Annotated in this window: 18 protein-coding genes; 2 read left to right on the forward strand and 16 right to left on the reverse strand. The window is 70.4% G+C overall.

The genetic code is table 11. The features are described from left to right. Nucleotides 1-16: 16 nt before the first annotated feature. The 5 genes from M4960_RS10080 to M4960_RS10100 form a co-directional block, all read right to left on the reverse strand. Nucleotides 17-1,108: an acyl-CoA desaturase gene (locus M4960_RS10080; RefSeq protein ID WP_123292975.1), complete on the reverse strand. Its 1,092-nt coding sequence runs from the start codon at nt 1,106-1,108 to the stop codon at nt 17-19. Nucleotides 1,109-1,204: 96 nt separating this feature from the next. Then, a complete protein-coding gene (locus M4960_RS10085) occupies nt 1,205-1,921 on the reverse strand; it encodes a GAF and ANTAR domain-containing protein (protein ID WP_248704158.1) in 717 nt (238 codons plus the stop codon). 12 nt (nt 1,922-1,933) lie between these two features. Continuing rightward, nucleotides 1,934-2,632, reverse strand: a complete 699-nt coding sequence (locus M4960_RS10090) for a GAF and ANTAR domain-containing protein (RefSeq protein ID WP_123937080.1) — start codon at nt 2,630-2,632, stop codon at nt 1,934-1,936. A gap of 118 nt (nt 2,633-2,750) precedes the next feature. After that, the gene (locus M4960_RS10095; RefSeq protein ID WP_123339352.1) at nt 2,751-3,209 is read right to left on the reverse strand and encodes a hypothetical protein; all 459 of its coding nucleotides are present in this window, start codon (nt 3,207-3,209) and stop codon (nt 2,751-2,753) included. A 150-nt stretch (nt 3,210-3,359) separates the two neighbouring features. Beyond that, nucleotides 3,360-4,061 carry an SDR family oxidoreductase gene (locus M4960_RS10100; protein ID WP_123292971.1) on the reverse strand — a complete coding sequence of 234 codons (702 nt, stop codon included), beginning with the start codon at nt 4,059-4,061 and terminating at the stop codon, nt 3,360-3,362. 96 nt (nt 4,062-4,157) lie between these two features. Here M4960_RS10100 and M4960_RS10105 point away from each other — a divergent pair, with 96 nt between their 5' ends. After that, nucleotides 4,158-4,553, forward strand: a complete 396-nt coding sequence (locus M4960_RS10105) for a MerR family transcriptional regulator (protein ID WP_132099209.1) — start codon at nt 4,158-4,160, stop codon at nt 4,551-4,553. A 58-nt stretch (nt 4,554-4,611) separates the two neighbouring features. Here M4960_RS10105 and M4960_RS10110 read toward each other — a convergent pair whose 3' ends face one another. The 7 genes from M4960_RS10110 to M4960_RS10140 form a co-directional block, all read right to left on the reverse strand. Continuing rightward, nucleotides 4,612-5,889 (reverse strand): family 1 glycosylhydrolase, encoded by a 1,278-nt coding sequence (locus M4960_RS10110; protein WP_248704159.1) that lies wholly within the window; start codon nt 5,887-5,889, stop codon nt 4,612-4,614. Between the two features lie 53 nt (nt 5,890-5,942). Further along, nucleotides 5,943-6,815: a carbohydrate ABC transporter permease gene (locus tag M4960_RS10115; protein ID WP_123937084.1), complete on the reverse strand. Its 873-nt coding sequence runs from the start codon at nt 6,813-6,815 to the stop codon at nt 5,943-5,945. Next, a complete protein-coding gene (locus M4960_RS10120; protein ID WP_132099213.1) occupies nt 6,812-7,765 on the reverse strand; it encodes a carbohydrate ABC transporter permease in 954 nt (317 codons plus the stop codon). Before M4960_RS10120 ends, M4960_RS10115 begins: the two co-directional genes overlap by 4 nt. Before the next feature lie 9 nt (nt 7,766-7,774). After that, nucleotides 7,775-9,037 (reverse strand): ABC transporter substrate-binding protein, encoded by a 1,263-nt coding sequence (locus tag M4960_RS10125; RefSeq protein ID WP_123937085.1) that lies wholly within the window; start codon nt 9,035-9,037, stop codon nt 7,775-7,777. 110 nt (nt 9,038-9,147) lie between these two features. After that, complete coding sequence (locus tag M4960_RS10130) at nt 9,148-10,167, reverse strand: LacI family DNA-binding transcriptional regulator (RefSeq protein WP_165918695.1); 1,020 nt, start codon at nt 10,165-10,167, stop codon at nt 9,148-9,150. Between the two features lie 175 nt (nt 10,168-10,342). Continuing rightward, a complete protein-coding gene (locus M4960_RS10135; RefSeq protein ID WP_123292964.1) occupies nt 10,343-10,975 on the reverse strand; it encodes a Pr6Pr family membrane protein in 633 nt (210 codons plus the stop codon). Between the two features lie 27 nt (nt 10,976-11,002). Beyond that, the gene (locus M4960_RS10140) at nt 11,003-12,229 is read right to left on the reverse strand and encodes an FAD-dependent monooxygenase (RefSeq protein ID WP_248704160.1); all 1,227 of its coding nucleotides are present in this window, start codon (nt 12,227-12,229) and stop codon (nt 11,003-11,005) included. Nucleotides 12,230-12,288: 59 nt separating this feature from the next. On the opposite strand from M4960_RS10140, the gene M4960_RS19715 reads away from it, so the two are divergent. Next, nucleotides 12,289-12,828: a MarR family winged helix-turn-helix transcriptional regulator gene (locus tag M4960_RS19715; RefSeq protein ID WP_248704161.1), complete on the forward strand. Its 540-nt coding sequence runs from the start codon at nt 12,289-12,291 to the stop codon at nt 12,826-12,828. Here M4960_RS19715 and M4960_RS10150 read toward each other — a convergent pair whose 3' ends face one another. From M4960_RS10150 to M4960_RS10165, 4 genes are all read right to left on the reverse strand, one after another. Continuing rightward, the gene (locus M4960_RS10150; RefSeq protein WP_131920855.1) at nt 12,829-13,086 is read right to left on the reverse strand and encodes a hypothetical protein; all 258 of its coding nucleotides are present in this window, start codon (nt 13,084-13,086) and stop codon (nt 12,829-12,831) included. Nucleotides 13,087-13,207: 121 nt separating this feature from the next. Beyond that, the gene (locus tag M4960_RS10155; protein ID WP_123292960.1) at nt 13,208-13,858 is read right to left on the reverse strand and encodes a dihydrofolate reductase family protein; all 651 of its coding nucleotides are present in this window, start codon (nt 13,856-13,858) and stop codon (nt 13,208-13,210) included. Nucleotides 13,859-13,875: 17 nt separating this feature from the next. After that, nucleotides 13,876-14,598: an SDR family NAD(P)-dependent oxidoreductase gene (locus tag M4960_RS10160; protein WP_248704162.1), complete on the reverse strand. Its 723-nt coding sequence runs from the start codon at nt 14,596-14,598 to the stop codon at nt 13,876-13,878. A gap of 53 nt (nt 14,599-14,651) precedes the next feature. Then, nucleotides 14,652-15,221, reverse strand: coding sequence for a manganese efflux pump MntP family protein (locus M4960_RS10165; protein ID WP_123311385.1), 570 nt, complete (start codon nt 15,219-15,221; stop codon nt 14,652-14,654). Nucleotides 15,222-15,486 lie beyond the last annotated feature (265 nt).

Raw genomic sequence — 15,486 nt, forward strand, 5'->3', positions numbered from 1 at the left:
CAGCCGTCGCGGTCGATCAGCGCAGCCGCTCGACCATCGGACACGCAAACGGGTCGCGAGCCGCCAGACCGACCTCGTTGAGGTAGCGGACCACGATGACGTAGGAGTGCACCAGCGTCGTCTCGGTGTACGGCACGCCCTGGTCCGCGCAGTACTTCCGGACCATGTCCCGAGCGGCCCGCAGGTTCGGTCGGGCCATGCTCGGGAACAGGTGGTGCTCGACCTGGTGGTTCAGGCCGCCCATGAAGTACTCGACCCAGGCGCCACCACCGATGTCGCGCGAGGTCAGGACCTGGCGCGAGAAGAAGTCCACGCGGCGGCCGGGTTCGATGACGGGCATGCCCTTGTGGTTCGGCGCGAACGCGATCCCCATGAGGAACCCGAACACGGCGAGCTGGACACCGAGGAACGCGAAGGCCAAGCCGACCGGCAGGAACCAGAAGACGACACCCAGGTAGAGCACGAACCGGCCGACGAAGACCGATCCCTCGGCCCACCGCCGCTTCACCGGGCCACGGCTCGTGTACGTGCGGATCGACTGCCAGTGCAGGTTCACGCCCTCGACCAGGAGCATCGGGAAGAACGCGTACCCCTGCACGCGGACGAGCACACGCAGGAACCCGGTCCGGCTGGCAGCGTCCTCGGGTCGGAACGAGATCGCGTCGAACGAGATGTCGGGGTCCTTGCCGACGGTGTTCGGGTTGGCGTGGTGCCGGGTGTGCTTGTTCATCCACCACGCGTAGCTGATGCCGGTCAGGAACGTGCCGGCGTACCGGGCTGCTCGGTCGTTCCAGTGGTGCGACGCGAAGACCTGTCGGTGGGCGGCCTCGTGCGACAGGAACGCGAACTGCGTGAACAGTGCGCCCAGCACCCCGGCGACGATCAACTGGTACCAGGAGCCGCCGAGCACGGCGAACGCCCCGCCGGTGATGCCGAGCAGCGCAGCGAGCACTGCGATGAGGCCCCAGTACCAGCCCGTGCGGCGACCGAGCAGCCCGGCGGTGCGGACCTGCGCGAGCAGCGCGGTGTACGTCGAGGTGGTGTCGGTCCGAGCCGACCGCCGTTCGGTCTTCCGGTAGCCCGTCGGTACGACCAGTTCGTCGCCCATGCTTTCCTCCTGGATCCAGTGCTGCGCCTGCAACCGGGGTCCGGGGCTACGACTTGCTCGTGATCGTACGCCGGCCCGGACCGGGGACACACGGGATCAGGCGGGGAGGACCAGGCGGCGTTCGACGATGGCCCGGGCGACGTCGGCGAGGCGCTCCTGGTTCGACCGCGCGTACTGCCGCAGCAGTTCGAACGCCGCCTCGGTGTCGACCGAGTGCGTGTACGCCACGAACCCCTTGGCCTGCTCGATCACGACCCGGCTGTCGAGGGCTCGCTGCAACTGCGCCTGCGTCAGCGCCGCGTGTTGCAGGGTCCGCTGCTGCAGGATGCTGATGGTCGCGACGTCGGTCAGGGCCTGTGCTGCCAGGGCGTCATCTCCGTTCAGCGCCCCCTCGGTCTCGCGGAACAGGTTCAGCGACCCGAGCGTGGTGTCCCGCAACCGCATCGGGATCGCGTGCACCGACGCGTACCCCGACTCGGCGGACGCGGCCGCGAACGTCGGCCACCGGCGTTGCATCTCCGCCTGGTCGCTCACCGACACCGGACGACCGGTTGCGAAGCACTCCACGCACGGCCCTTCGCCAGCGTCGAGCTGCAGGAGTCCGACGAAGCTAGACCGCTCACTGGTCGACGCCACGACCTCGAGTTCCTGGTGCTGGTTGGCCAGCAGGATGCCGGCCGCCGAGGCGTCGAAGATGTCGACGACACTGTCGACCAGGTTCTGCAGCAGGTCGACGACGTCGTACTCGTCGACGAGGGTGTCGGTCAGCGTGACGAAGGTGTCGATGAGCCGGCGCTCGCGGGTCGGTGCCATGGTGCGTGCTCCTCAGTTCTCGGAACCGTACGGCCGGGCGAGGTCGATGCGGCGAGCGATGACGTCGTTCGAGACGTCGCGGACGGTGCGTTCGGTGGCGAAGGCGTGCGCCTGCAGCACGAGGAGGGCGTCGGTGACGTCCACCCCGAGCTGTGCTGCGACCATGCCGGTCGCCTGGTGCACCTCTCGTCGGGAGTAGCGGCTGGTACCCATGTCGGCACGGCCGTCGGCGGCCGCGGCGAGCAACGCCCCACGGAGCACCCGACGGGCCGCGACCTCGGTGAGCTCCACGGCGCCGCGGATCTGCCCCACGGTCAGGGTGCGCTCGCTGTCCACGGAAAGGTCGACGGCGCCGACGGGGATCGTCCCGATGCGCATCGGGAACGAGAACACCGCCCCGACCCCGGCGCGCAGGAGTTCCTCGAGCGCGAGCGGCCAGTCGGTGTTCGTCGTGCCGGACAGGTCGGACTCCAGGACCGGGCGGCGGGTCGTCAACGCCTGCCAGCACGGGCCCTCGCCGAGGTCGAACTGGATCTCGTCGATCCGCGCGGCGCGCGCGTCGCTCGCGCACACCGTCGCCGACCCGAGCGGGTTGCCGAGGGTGGAGATGCCGACCCCGGTGACGGGCAGCGTCGTCAGGAACGGCGGGCACATGTCGGCGCCGTCGGGTGCGGCCTGCAGTGCGGAGACTGCCGTCGTGAAGTCGTTCATCGCGAGGAAACCATCCGGGTCCGTGAACACGGGGCTGATCCGGTCCCCGCGTGCTGCAACGCTAGCGCAGTGCCCCGCTGGCGTCGCCCGCCGGGCACGTCGACCCGCGCGGACACGGTCAGCCCGCGCTGACGCGCGACGGCTCCGGCACGAAGTGGATCCGCTCCGCCGCCCGCGTGACCTCGCGGGCCCGGGCCGTGCGGTCGTCGAACTCGATGCGCGCTGCGTCACGGACCTGCTCCTTGTCGAACAACGACGCCCGGCTCACGACGTCGACGATCGTCGCGACCACCGTGGCGAGACCGCGTTCGAGCTGTCCGAGGTTCGTGTTGCCGATGACGAGACGCCGGTCCTGCACGTCGAGCGTGACGTCGGGGTAGCCGGCCGTCACGAGCTGCGCGTGTCCGTCGGCACCGCGCAGGCCGGCCATCTCGGCTGCGTCGGGTCGGCGGTTGAACACCGCCGGGACGTCGTAGTACTTCGCCGCCGTGGGCTTGCCGAGCTCGGTGGGCAGGCCGGAGGCCACCACACTCGTGAGCGCGAGCGGCGTCGAGGCCGCCTCGGACTGGTCCGTCATGATGACTCCCTTGGCGGATCCCCGCGGGAGCTCGAGAGGATCTCGGACTCGGTACGGCGACACCGTGGCGTCAGTGTGGGACCCGCGGATGTGAGCACTCCCAGCCGCGGCCCGACGCCGGGGCTCCACCACGCCCCGGCGCCACCCCGCTCAGGCGAACTGCGCGTAGAACGCCGACGGGTCCTGCGACAGCGACGCCTTCACCGCACTGCTCCACTCGTCGACGACGACCTCGGCCGCGCCCCGCTCGACGCCGTCCAGCGCGGCCCGCGCCACGTCGGCCGGGTCGACCTTCGGCCCCTCGTAGCCGTCCATCATGTCCGTGTCCGCCGCCCCGAGGTGCAGCCCCTGCACGCTGATCCCCTTGCCGGCGAGCTCCAACCGGACGGCGTTCGTCAGGTTCCACTCGGCGGCCTTCGCCGCCGCGTACGCGCCGGATCCCGGGTAGACGAACCAGGACAGTGCGGACAGGACGTTCACGATGCCGCCGCCGCCGTTCCGCTCGATCACCGGCGCGAACGCCCGGATCATCGCGAGGTTCCCCCAGTAGTGCGTGTCCATCTCGCGGCGTGCGTCCGTCAGGTCGTCGGTGAGCAGCGAGCCCGTCGTCGAGATGCCCGCGTTGTTCACGAGCAGGGTGACGTCGCCGGCGGCTGCGGCCGCCGCCTCGACCGACGCCGGGTCGGTGATGTCGAGCGGCAGCGCCACGACGCCCTCGATGTCCACGAGCTCGGGTCGGCGTGCGGTCGCGTAGACCTTGGTGGCGCCGCGCTCCAGCAGCTGCAGGGCGAAGCGGCGTCCGATGCCCCGGTTCGAGCCGGTGACGAGTGCGACCGATCCAGCGATGTCCATGGTGTCTCCTCCTGCCGCGCGGGTGTCTCCCGCAGCGGCTCGGTTACGCTAAGACCTCACATCCATGTCAGGGGCAAGCCCCGGATCGGAGACCGCATGCGGATCGGCGACCTCGCCGCAGAGACGGGCGCCAGCGTGCGCTCGCTGCGGTACTACGAAGAGCAGGGACTGCTCACCGCGTCGCGGACCACCAGCGGGCAGCGCGTCTACGACACCCCGGCGGTCGAGCGCGTCCAGCTCGTGCAGCAGCTGTTCGCCGCCGGCCTGCCGAGCCGCACCATCGTGCAGCTGTTGCCGTGCGTGGACAGCGGGCACGCGACGCCGGAGTCGTTCGCGCTGCTCGTGGCCGAGCGCGACCGGATCACGGCGCAGATGGCGGAGCTCGAGGCCGCGCGTGGCCGGCTCGACGAGGTCATCGCCATCAGCGAGCACCCGACTGCCGAGCACTGCCCGGCCCTGCGTGAGCCGACAGACGGAGCGGTCGCGGCCTGAGACGTGGTGCGGGACGGACCGGAGGCGCGGGACCGACCCGACCCGCGCCTCCAGACCGTCACTGGGTCGCCGACAGGGCCGCTGCCACGGCTCGTTCCTGCCGCGCATGCGCGGCGAAGGCGTCGGCGACCGGGTTGCGACGGCGGTCGAGCCCGCCGTCGCCGTCTTCGACGAGGTCGAAGAGGCCCATCGTGAGCAGGTGCTCCTGGCGGGGTGCGTCCGTGTGCCGCCAGGTCCACTCGTACATGTCGAACAGCGGCCACCAGGTGTACCCGACCACCGGGACGCCCTCGGCACGGAGCTCGTGCACGGCGGCCACGGAGTCGTCGAGCCAGCCGATGCGTTCGTCGACGGACCCGGTGACGCACGTCTCGGTCAGCATGACCGGGGCGCCGTACCGCTCGGCGTACGTCGTCAGCACGTCGCGGAGTCCCTCGGCCCCCGTGTCCCGGTACGGACGCGGGTCCGCGAAGCCGCCGCCGTGGTGGACACCGGCCTCGAAGACCTCGGTGGAGTGCAGGGGGTAGTAGTTGACGCCCATCACGTCCGGCCGGACCGCGTGCTGGTGGAACCAGTCCAGGTCAGCGTCGGTGACCCCGCCGGAGCGCAGCCGTCCGACGAGCGGGTGGTGGTCGTCGACGCCGCCGGTCACGAGGTCCTCGACCAGGAACGTCTGGGCGCGGAGCCGCGCCACGGTGTCGCGGTGCTCGGGGGCATCGACGTCGCCGACGTACCGGATGCCGGCGTCGACGTGCACGAAGGTGGCGGCGTCTCCGAGTTCACGGGCGATCGCGTGCTGGGTGGAGACGAACCCCTTCGCCAGCGCCGAGGCGATCCGGGCAGAACCCTCGGCACCGGTCAGGTACGGGGGCCAGTACCCGTACTCACCCGAGAACAGGGCGTGGATGACGGGCTCGTTGACGGGCGTGTAGTCGGTCGCGACGTCGCCGTACCGGGCGGCGAACCGGGCGGCGTACTCCGTGACGTGCGCGGGGTAGTCTGGGTTCGCGAACTGACCGTCGAGCCAGAGCGGTGTGCCGTAGTGCAGCAGGTCGATGACGGGCCGGAGGCCGGTCTCACGGAAGCGCTGCATGACACCGTCGACCCACGACCAGTCCCACACACCGGGCTCCGGGGCGACCCGGTACCAGGGCACACCCCAGCGGAGCAGCTCGGCACCCACGTCGACGGCCAGGCCGAGATCGGCGCCGTACTGCCGGTAGTGGTCGGTGAGTTCGTACTCGTCGATGGGGCGCTCACCCGGCCGGGCCTGCGGGACGAAGGTGTCCTCGATGCCCAGGGCGAAGTGCAGCCGTCCGTCGTCGGACCAGTGCATGGTGTCTCGTTTCGTGGTGGGCGCGTCCCCGAGGGGACCGCGCGGTGTCGTCGTCACTTGAGCCCGGTGCTGGCGACGCTCTCGATGAAGCGGCGTTGCACGAGCAGGAACATGACGGCGAGGGGCAGCACGGCGATCAGGGCGCCGGCCATCATCACGCCCTGCGGGATGATGCCGCCGGGTCCGGTCAGCAGGGTCAGCCCGGAGGTGATGGTCCCCATGTCCTGGTCCGTGGTGAACACCAGCGGCCAGAGCAGGTCGTTCCAGTTGTTGACGAAGGTGAAGATGCCGAGGGTGAGCAGTGCCGGTACGGCGTTCGGCAGGATGATGCTCCGGAAGATCCGCCACTCGGACGCACCGTCGATGCGCGCCGCGTTGTCGAGGTCGCGGGGGAGCGACACGAAGAACTGCCGGAGGAAGAAGATGCCGAAGGCGTCCGCCGCCCGCGGTGCGATGAGGCCGGCGAAGGTGTTCACCCACCCGAGGTCGGACACGAGCTGGTAGATCGGGATCAGGGTGGCCTGGAACGGGATCATCAGGCTGGCGATGATCACGATGAGCAGGACCTTGCTGCCCCGGAAGTCGAGCCGGGCCAGCGCGTAGGCGGCGAGCGCGTCGAACGCCAGCGCGAAGACCGTCACCCCGCCGGCGAAGGCGAAGCTGTTCAGGATGAGCCGGCCGAACGGCAGCTGTGTGAAGATCGCCCGGAAGTTGTCGAGCGTCCACGTGTGCGGGAACAGCGTCGGCGGGTAGGCGTTCACCTCGCTCGCCGGCTTGAACGCCGTGAACACGATGACGAGCACGGGGAGCAGCACCGCGAGGGTGACGATGAGCACCGCGGCGAAGCCGAGCCAGCGCATCGAGGGTGGGCGACGGGCCACGGTCCTGCGCCGGACCGCGGTGGCCGGACGGGGGAGTGCGGTCATGATGCGGTGTCCTCTCCGCGCTTGCCGAAGAACAGGAACTGCACGAGGCTCAGCAGCAGGGTCGCGATGAGCAGCACGTACGCCAGCGCGGACGCGAAGCCGAGGTCGAGGTCCTTGAACCCGGACTGGTAGATCTGCATGACGATCGTCTCGGTGGACCGGTACGGCCCGCCGCCGGTCAGGACGTAGATCTGGTCGAACGCCTGCAGTGCGGCGATGAGCGCGACGATGACGACGAACGCCATGGTGTTGCTGAGCATCGGGAACGTCACGTTCGCGAACCGCTGGCGGCCGTTCGCGCCGTCCAGCTGCGCCGCCTCGTACAGGCTGGTCGGGATCTCCTGCAGCCCCGCCAGGAAGATGACCATGTAGAAGCCGAAGTTCTTCCAGACCGCGACGAGCACCACGGTCGGCATCGCCAGGGCCGGGTCCTGCAGGACGTTGCCGAGCCGGATGCCGCCCACCTGGAGCCAGTGGTTCAGCAGGCCGATCTGCGGGTCGAGCAGGTACGACCACGCGAACGCGGCGACCGCCAGGGACACGATGAACGGCAGGAACAGCGCCGAGCGGAAGAAGCCGCGGAACGGCAACGCCGGGTGGTTGAGCGCCAGGGCCAGCACCAGCGCCACGGCGATCGCGACCGGGGTGAACAGCACCGAGTACAGCGCCGTGTTGCCGATCGAGCGGACCACGTCCGGGTCGGTGAAGACCCGGACGTAGTTCGCGAAGCCGACCCAGCTCGGGTCACCGAAGCCGCTGGCGTCCGTGAAGGACAGCCGCAGTGCCGAGAGCATCGGCCAGAGGACGAACGCCCCGAGGATGACGATCGCGGGTGCGAGGAAGCCGACGACGGTCGCACGGCGGCGGAAGGTCCCGTTCAGGGGCGTCCGGCCGCCGAGCTGTCCCGGGGGACGGTACCGACGGCGTCGGCCGAGTTGCTGCGTGGTCATCGTGGTCCTCTACTTCAGGGCTGACTGCACGTCGGTGTCTGCGGTGCCGAGGAGCGACTCCGGGTCGCCGCCCGCGATCGACTTCTGCGTCGCGGTGTCGAGCGCGGTGAGCACGTCACCGCTGTTCACGACGCCCGGGAGGAGCGGGATCGTCGTGCCGGGCAGACCGGTCAGCGCCGCGACGGTGGGGTTCGCGTCGACGTCGGCGGCGGTCACGTCGGTGCGCAGGGACGGCCAACCCGACCCGAGCGCCCACTTGGTCGCGACGTTCTTCTCGTTGAAGTACCGCAGGAAGTCCTCGGCAGCGGCCTGCTTCGGGTCGTCGGTCTGTGCGGTCACGCCGAGCGAGATGCCGATGGCGGAGGCCACCTGCGCCTTCGGCCCAGCCGGGATCGCGGCGATCCCGTAGTCGATGTCGGACGCCTTCGCGACGCCGGCCATCCACGGGCCGCCGATCTCCATGGCGGTCTTGCCGGCGGTGAAGAGCTTGTCGGCCGCGATGCCGTCGACACCGGTCGGCGAGATCTTGTCCTGCCGGATCGCCTTCGCCCAGTACTCGAGCGTCTCGACGTTCGCAGCGGAGTCGATCGTCGACTTCGTGCCGGCGTCGTTCGTGATCGAGCCGCCGTTGCCCGCGAACAGGCTCGGCCAGATGCCGTTGCCGACCGTCTGGTGGTCCGGCAGCACGAGCCCGTACTGCTCCGGGGTGCCGTCGCCGTTCTCGTCCTTCGTCAGCTTCTTCGCGTCGGCGACCCACTCGTCCCACGTCGTCGGGAACGCGTCGATGCCGGCCTCGGCGAAGAGCTTCTTGTTGTAGATCACGGACAGGGGCACGAAGCCGCTCGGGACGCCGTACTCCTTGCCGTCGACCTGCTCCATCGCGACGGCCTGCTCCTTGAGCTCGCCGGTGTTGCTGGTGTCGTCGTCGTAGAAGTCGCTCAGGTCGACGAGGGCCTTCTTCTCGGCGTAGACGGGCAGTCGGTCCGAGGTCATCGCGACGATGTCCGGGCCCTTCTTCGCCGTCAGCGCGGGGAGCATCGTGTCGTCGATGACCGCCCACGTCTTCGTCTGGGTCGTGATCGTGACCTTGTCCTGCGACTCGTTGAAGTCCTTGACGATGCCGTCCAGGACCTTGCCGTCGGCCTCGGTGTACCCGTGCCAGAACGTCAGGTCGACGTGGGCGTTCGCGGACGATCCGGGGGAGCCGGCGCACCCGGCCAAGGAGATCGCCGCCGCTGTTGCGAGCGCGACGACCGCGATGTGCTTCTTCATCGAAAACCTGCCATCCGTCCCGCACTTCGGTGTGCGGGACCTCGTCCATGCCGGATTTACACCGGTGTAAATCTGGACAGTAGTCCGTGCTCGACGGGCAGGTCAAGACCTCAGGCGGAGACCGTGCGTTCCGCGGCGACGGGCGCCGACGACGCCCGCACGACCAGCGCATGCGGCGAGCGCAGCACGCCCGGACCGACGGCCGCGTCCTCCTCGAGCTGCTCGACGAGGACCCCGACCGCCGTCGCCGCGACCCGGTCCAGGTCGGCCGACACCGTGGTCAGCGCGGGCGTCGCGTACGCCGACTCCTCGATGTCGTCGAAGCCGACGACCGCGACGTCGTCCGGCACGGTCCGACCGGCGAGCTGCAACGCGCTCATCGCCCCGAGCGCCAGGGCGTCGTTGCAGCAGACGATCCCGTCGACCTCGACGCCGGAGTCGAGCAGCGCCCGCGCCGCCGCTGCCCCCTCGGCCCGGTGCCAGAGCGCCGTGGGGACGACGAGTTCGGGTCGGAACGCCACGCCCTGCTCGGCGAGCGCCTCGCGGTACCCGCGGAGCCGCTCCTGCGCCGTCCGTACCGGCCCCGACGGTTCGGAACCGATGAAGGCGATCGAACGACGGCCCGCGTCGAGCAGGTGCGCCGTCGCGTCGTGCAGCGCGTCCGCGTTCGACATCGTGATGAACGTGACCGGGCTGTCCGGGATCGGCTCGCCGAGCACCACGAGGGGGAACTTCACCTCGAGCGCGGGAGCATCGCTCGACCGCACCGTCAGCGGGCTGTAGATGATGCCGTCGATCGAGTGTTCACGCATCCGGGTGATCGCGTCCGCCTCGCGCACACCGCTCGCGGTCTGCTCGATGAGCACCGTGTAGCCCACGGCACCGGCAGCGCGGATGACGGCGTCGGCGAGCTCGGCGAAGTACGCCTGCCGCAGCTCCGGCACCGCCAGGCCGATGACCTTCGACCGGCCGGCGCGGAAGTTCCGGGCCGAGACGTTGAGCTCGTAGCCGAGTTCGTCCACCGCGGCCATCACGCGATCGTGGGTGCGAGCGGAGACGTGTTCGTAGCCCGACAGGACGTTCGAGACGGTCTTCTTCGAGACGCCGGCGACGGCTGCGACGTCGCTCATCGTGGGGGGCGAGCGGTGTCCCTGGGCCATCCGCGTCCCCTCTCTCGCGTCCGGAATGCGTTGGGCAGGAACCTACCGCACCAGCGTGGTGCGGCCCGGACGGGAGGCCCGTGGCGGCCTGGCCACGGGCCTCCCGTCCGCCACGCCGACCGTCGCACCACCGCGACCCGCCTGGTCAGGCCGGCTGGCGGTCCGATCCGCGCCGCAGGGCGCGCCCGATGCCCAGCAGCACCAGCGCGAGCACGGCGAGCGCCACGATCAGGGCGAGCAGGTACAGGACCAGCCCGCCCACGCCACCGACCTTGTCGGCGTCGTAGAACGGGTACGGGTACCAGTCGACGATCGCGCCTCGGATCAACGAGTAGACGCTGTAGACCACCGGGAACACCAGCGCGATCCACGCGTCTCGCCAGCCCAGGCGCACCCGGGGAGCGAGCACCAGCCAGTCCACCAGCACCGCCACCGGCATCAGCATGTGCAGGACGACGTTCACCCACGGGTAGAGCGGGCCGAGGTCGAACCCGGCGAGCAGCGTGTTGAACACCAGCCCGACGAACACCATGTTCACCACGGAGCAGAACCGCACGAGGGCCCACGTCCGGCTGTCCGGCACCCCGCGGGCGAGTCGGACGGCGCCGACGATGAACACCACCACCGCGATGAGGTTGCCGAGGTTCGTGAAGTACGAGAAGAAGTTCACGACCCCGAGGTCGAGCCGGATCGACACCCCGAACTGTGCGATCTGCGCAACGAGCACGAGCACTGCGAAGGCCAGGCGGTACACGAGCATCACGCGCGTCGTCGTCATGACCAGACCGTATCCGATGAACGCGGCCTACCCGAGGTGCGAGTAGTCCGGCAGGTCGATCGCGTCGGCCGGCGGCGTGAAGAACCGGTCGCCGAGCCGACCGATGAACGGGGTGGAGGCGACCCGGACCGCAGCACCGAACGCGGCGATGCCGAGCCGGCTCTTCGGGTTCGCGACCCGCGGCACCCCCGGCGGCAGCTGCTGCGCCTGGGCGACGTACGGCCGCATGATGCGCTCGTAACCGCGGAATGCATCGCGGTGGTCGACGTGTGCGGCGAGTTCACCGGCCAACACGTACGCCCCGGTGAGCGACAGGCTCGTGCCCATGCCACTGACCGGTGAGGCGCAGTAGGCGGCGTCGCCGACGAGCGCGATCCGACCCTCGGACCACCGCGGCGCGCGGACCTGCCCGATCGACTCGGAGTACAGGTCGTCGGCGTCGTCGATGCCCGCGAGCACACGATGCGCTTCCCAGCCGGCGTCGGCGAAGACCTCGTGCAGTCGGCGACGCTGCTCCTCGATGGATCGTCGCTCGGAGCCGGCGCGCTCCCGGGTCCGGTCGGTCACGAACGACAGCGTCGCCCGGATCGTGCCGTGCGGGTCCGGGCGCAGCGTCACCGATCGCCCACCCGGTGCGTTGTACCAGCGCCACCAGTCGTCGTCCGCGTCGGTGCGGGGGATCGTCGCGTAGGAGGTCTCGAGGCCGAGGGACCGGATCTCGGGCTCGTCGCCGAAGACCAGTCGCCGGGTGCTCGACCCGATGCCGTCCGCCGCCACCACCAGGTCGAACCGCTCGTCGGCGGCGTGCTCGAACTGCACGGTCACGCCGTCGCCGGCGCCGCCGTCGTCGTCCGCCATGCCGGTGATGCGGTCGCCGAACCGGTACTCGGTGGTGTCGGTGGTCCGGCCGACCAGCAGCTGCGCGAGGTCACCGCGCAGGATCTCGAGCTCCGCGGTGGCGCCGCCCGAGTCCGTGGTTCCGGCCGGGAACTCCGCGATGACCGAACCGGAGCGGCCGATGAACCGCGTGCCGACCTCACCGGTGGTGGCGGCACGGATGTCGTCCTCGATCCCCATCCGCCGCGAGACCTCGCGCCCGGCGCCCCGCACGTCGACGTTCTGGCCACCGGTCCGGAGTTCCGGCGCGCGCTCGACGATCGTCGTGTCGTAGCCGTACCGGTGCAGCCAGTAGGCCAGGGCGGGTCCGGCGATGCTCGCACCGGAGATGAGGACGCGCTTGCGGTCGGTCGACATGTTGCCTCGAATCTTGATTACCAATGAGATTGGCAATCTACACGACTACCATCGACCTCGTGCCGCACGACGAACCGACAGCGCCCACCGACGGAAAACGAGACCGCGACGCCCGGAGCGACCGCGACGACCGACGCGACCGCGAAGCCGCCCGTCGCGACGGACGACCGCTGCCCGACGACGACATCCGCGCACGGGTCCAACAGGTCGGGGTCCGCCAGCAGCGGTTCGAGCGACACCTGGCCCGGGCACTCGACGTCGACGCGGCCGGGCTCGAGGCGATGGACCACCTCATCACCCACGGACGGTCCACCCCGACCGAGCTCGCGCGGCGACTGGAGATCTCCACCGCCGCCATGACCCTCGTGCTCAACCGACTCGAGTCCGCCGGCCACGTCACGCGGGAGCGGCACCCCAGCGACGGCCGGAAGCTCGTGGTCACCGCAGCCGAGCGGTCGTCCGACCGTGCGTACGACCTGGTGCTGCCGCTGATCGAGGGGATCGAGGACGTCGTCGCCGACATGGACGTCAGCGAGCGCGCCACGGTGCAGGCGTTCCTGGACCGTCTGATCGGGATCTACGACGACGCGATGGACTGATCAGTCGACTCCGTCGGGTGACCACGGTCGCTCACCGAGGCTCCACCGCGCCATCGCCTCGACCTGTGCCTTCGCGCTCTCCAGGCTCGTGTGGTCGCCGAAGACCTCGCCCGACCACCCACGGACCTCGTACCGGTTCGTGAAGACGACGGTTCCGATGTGGGACCGGCCGGAGCGGGCTTCCCACCGGCCGACCTCGAGCGCGGTCCAGCTCGTCGGGTCGTGCTGGTGTGGGAGATCGGTCTGCGAGGAGGACATGGCGTTTCCGGTCGGCATCGGACGAAGAGATCGTGCCGGCAGCCGGGGGCCTGGGTCACCTGCGGTCGACGGTAGTCCCCGGCCGACACAACGGCTCAGGTTCGTCCGCCGGTCTGTGCGATCAGTGCGCCACGCGCGTGAACGTGCGGTGCACGACCCCCGACGGCGACGCGACCGTCTCGACGTCGAAGCGCTCCTCGATCCCCTCGAGTCCGTCCCAGAGCCGCTCGCCGCGGCCGAGCACGATCGGCACCTCGACCAGGTGCAGGTGGTCGACCAGGTCGGCCTGCAGGAACTCGCGGACGGTCTCGACCCCGCCGCCGATCCGGACGTCCCGGCCCGGTGCGGCCTGGCGGGCGAGCTCGAGCGCTTCCGCCGGGGTGGCGTCGACGAAGTGGAAGGTCGTCCCGCCCGCCATCTCGAGGGGCTCGCGCGGGTGGTGGGTGAGCACGAACACGGGCGTGTGGAACGGCGGTTCGTCGCCCCACCACCCGGTCCAGCCGTCGTCGGGCCACGGTCCGCGCTGGGGTCCGAACTTGTTCCGCCCCATGATCTCGACACCGATCTCCGGTCCCCAGGCGCGAGCGAACTCGTCGTCGACATCGGTGGTCCCGCCGGACGCTCCCTGCATCGCACGGAAGGTGGCGGTGGCGGCGAACCACCCCATGAGTCGGCCGTCGGCGTGCCCGAACGGACGGTCGACGGACTGGTCGGCTCCGGCGCCGTACCCGTCGAGCGAGATCGCGAAGTTGTGGACCCTGACCGTCGACATGGTGCTCCTGTCCTGCTTCAGAGGGTGATGCCCGTCGCCGTCGCGAGGGCGTCGATGAGTTGGCGGCGGAACTGCGGGTCAGCGACCGCCTGGTGCGGCTCCTGCCGCTGTCCGTGGAACCAGTAACCGCCGCTGAGGGTTGCGTCGGGGTCGGTCACGAGGGCCTCTTGGGTACGGTGCCCGAGCTCGAGGTCGTCCGACGCCCCCGCGCCGCCCATCTTGGTCGGGACCCAACCCGGGTCGACGGCGTTGCTCAGGACACCGGGCCGGCGCTCGGCGACCTCGGCGGCGAGCGCGGTCACGAAGAGCTTGGTGTCCGAGTACGTGTTGGTCGCCGCGATGCCGTCCCAGTCGACGCCGTCCAGTCGGGGGCGGCCGCCGCGGTGCATCCCACTGCTCAGGTACACGTGCCGGGTCGGCGCGTGGAGCAGCGCGGTGAACAGGTACGGCGCGACGACGTTGACGGGGATGAGCGCACGGCCGGAGATCACGCCGGCGTTGTGCACGACCGCGTCGATCGGGTCGCCGGCGTCGAGGTCGCGCGCAGCGGCGATCACGGCGTCGCGGTCGGACAGGTCGGCGACGACGAGCGTGGTACCACGGTCGAGCAGGTCGGCGACTGCCTCCGCCCGTGCCGTGCTCCGGGCGTGCACGACGACCTCGTGCCCGTCGCGGAGCAGGGTGTCGGCGGTCGCCCGCCCGAGGCCGTCGGTCGATCCGGTGACGAGGATGCGGGACATGCGTTCATCATGCGCCGGGTGGCGGGGGCGTGTGCGGCGCGACACCGCCGACGTCAGCCGATGACGCCCGTGTGCTCGAGCACGATGTTCACGCCGATCAGGATGAGCACCACACCGCCGGCGATCTCGGCCGGCTTGCCGAACCGGGCTCCGACACGGCGCCCGACGACCACGCCGGCGAAGGACAGCACCGCCGTCGTCACACCGATGAGCAGCACCGCGCCGCCGATCGACACCGGCAGGAACGCCAACGTGACGCCGACGGCCAGGGCGTCGATGCTCGTCGCGATCGCCAGGACCAGGAGCTCACGGATCGGCAGGCGGTCGGTGTCCTGCTCGGTGTCCTCGTGCTTCGAGAACGCCTCCCACAGCATCTTGCCGCCGATCAGCGCGAGCAGCCCGAACGCGACCCAGTGGTCGAAGGCGGCGATGTACTGCGCGAACGCCGAACCGAGCAGCCACCCGAGCAGGGGCATGAGCGCCTGGAACGCACCGAACGTCAACGCGATGACGAGGGCGTGCCGCACGTCGAAGCGCTTCATGTGCAGGCCCTTGCCGAGGGCGACGGCGAAGGCGTCTGCGGAGACACCGAGCGCGATGAGGAAGAGGGCCCAGAACGACATGGGGGCGGCGCCTTTCGAGACGGTCGGACGGAGACGCCGACGTCTCAGGACCTGTCGATCCTGGCATGGTTCCGAGGACGAAAAGGCCTGATCAGAGGGATTCGGCGGGCCGAATCCGGGGGTTGGTGCACCCGCCCCGGTTCCTGACGGAAGGCTCGCGGCGGTGTCGGGCTGCGCGAGGTTCCACGACACCCCGCCCGCGTGCCGCCGAGGTTCCGATCGGGGCGCTGCACGCGCGCGAGGTTCCGAGATCTCGGAACCTCGC

The organism is Curtobacterium sp. MWU13-2055 (genome assembly GCF_023242305.1).
Taxonomy (GTDB): domain Bacteria; phylum Actinomycetota; class Actinomycetes; order Actinomycetales; family Microbacteriaceae; genus Curtobacterium.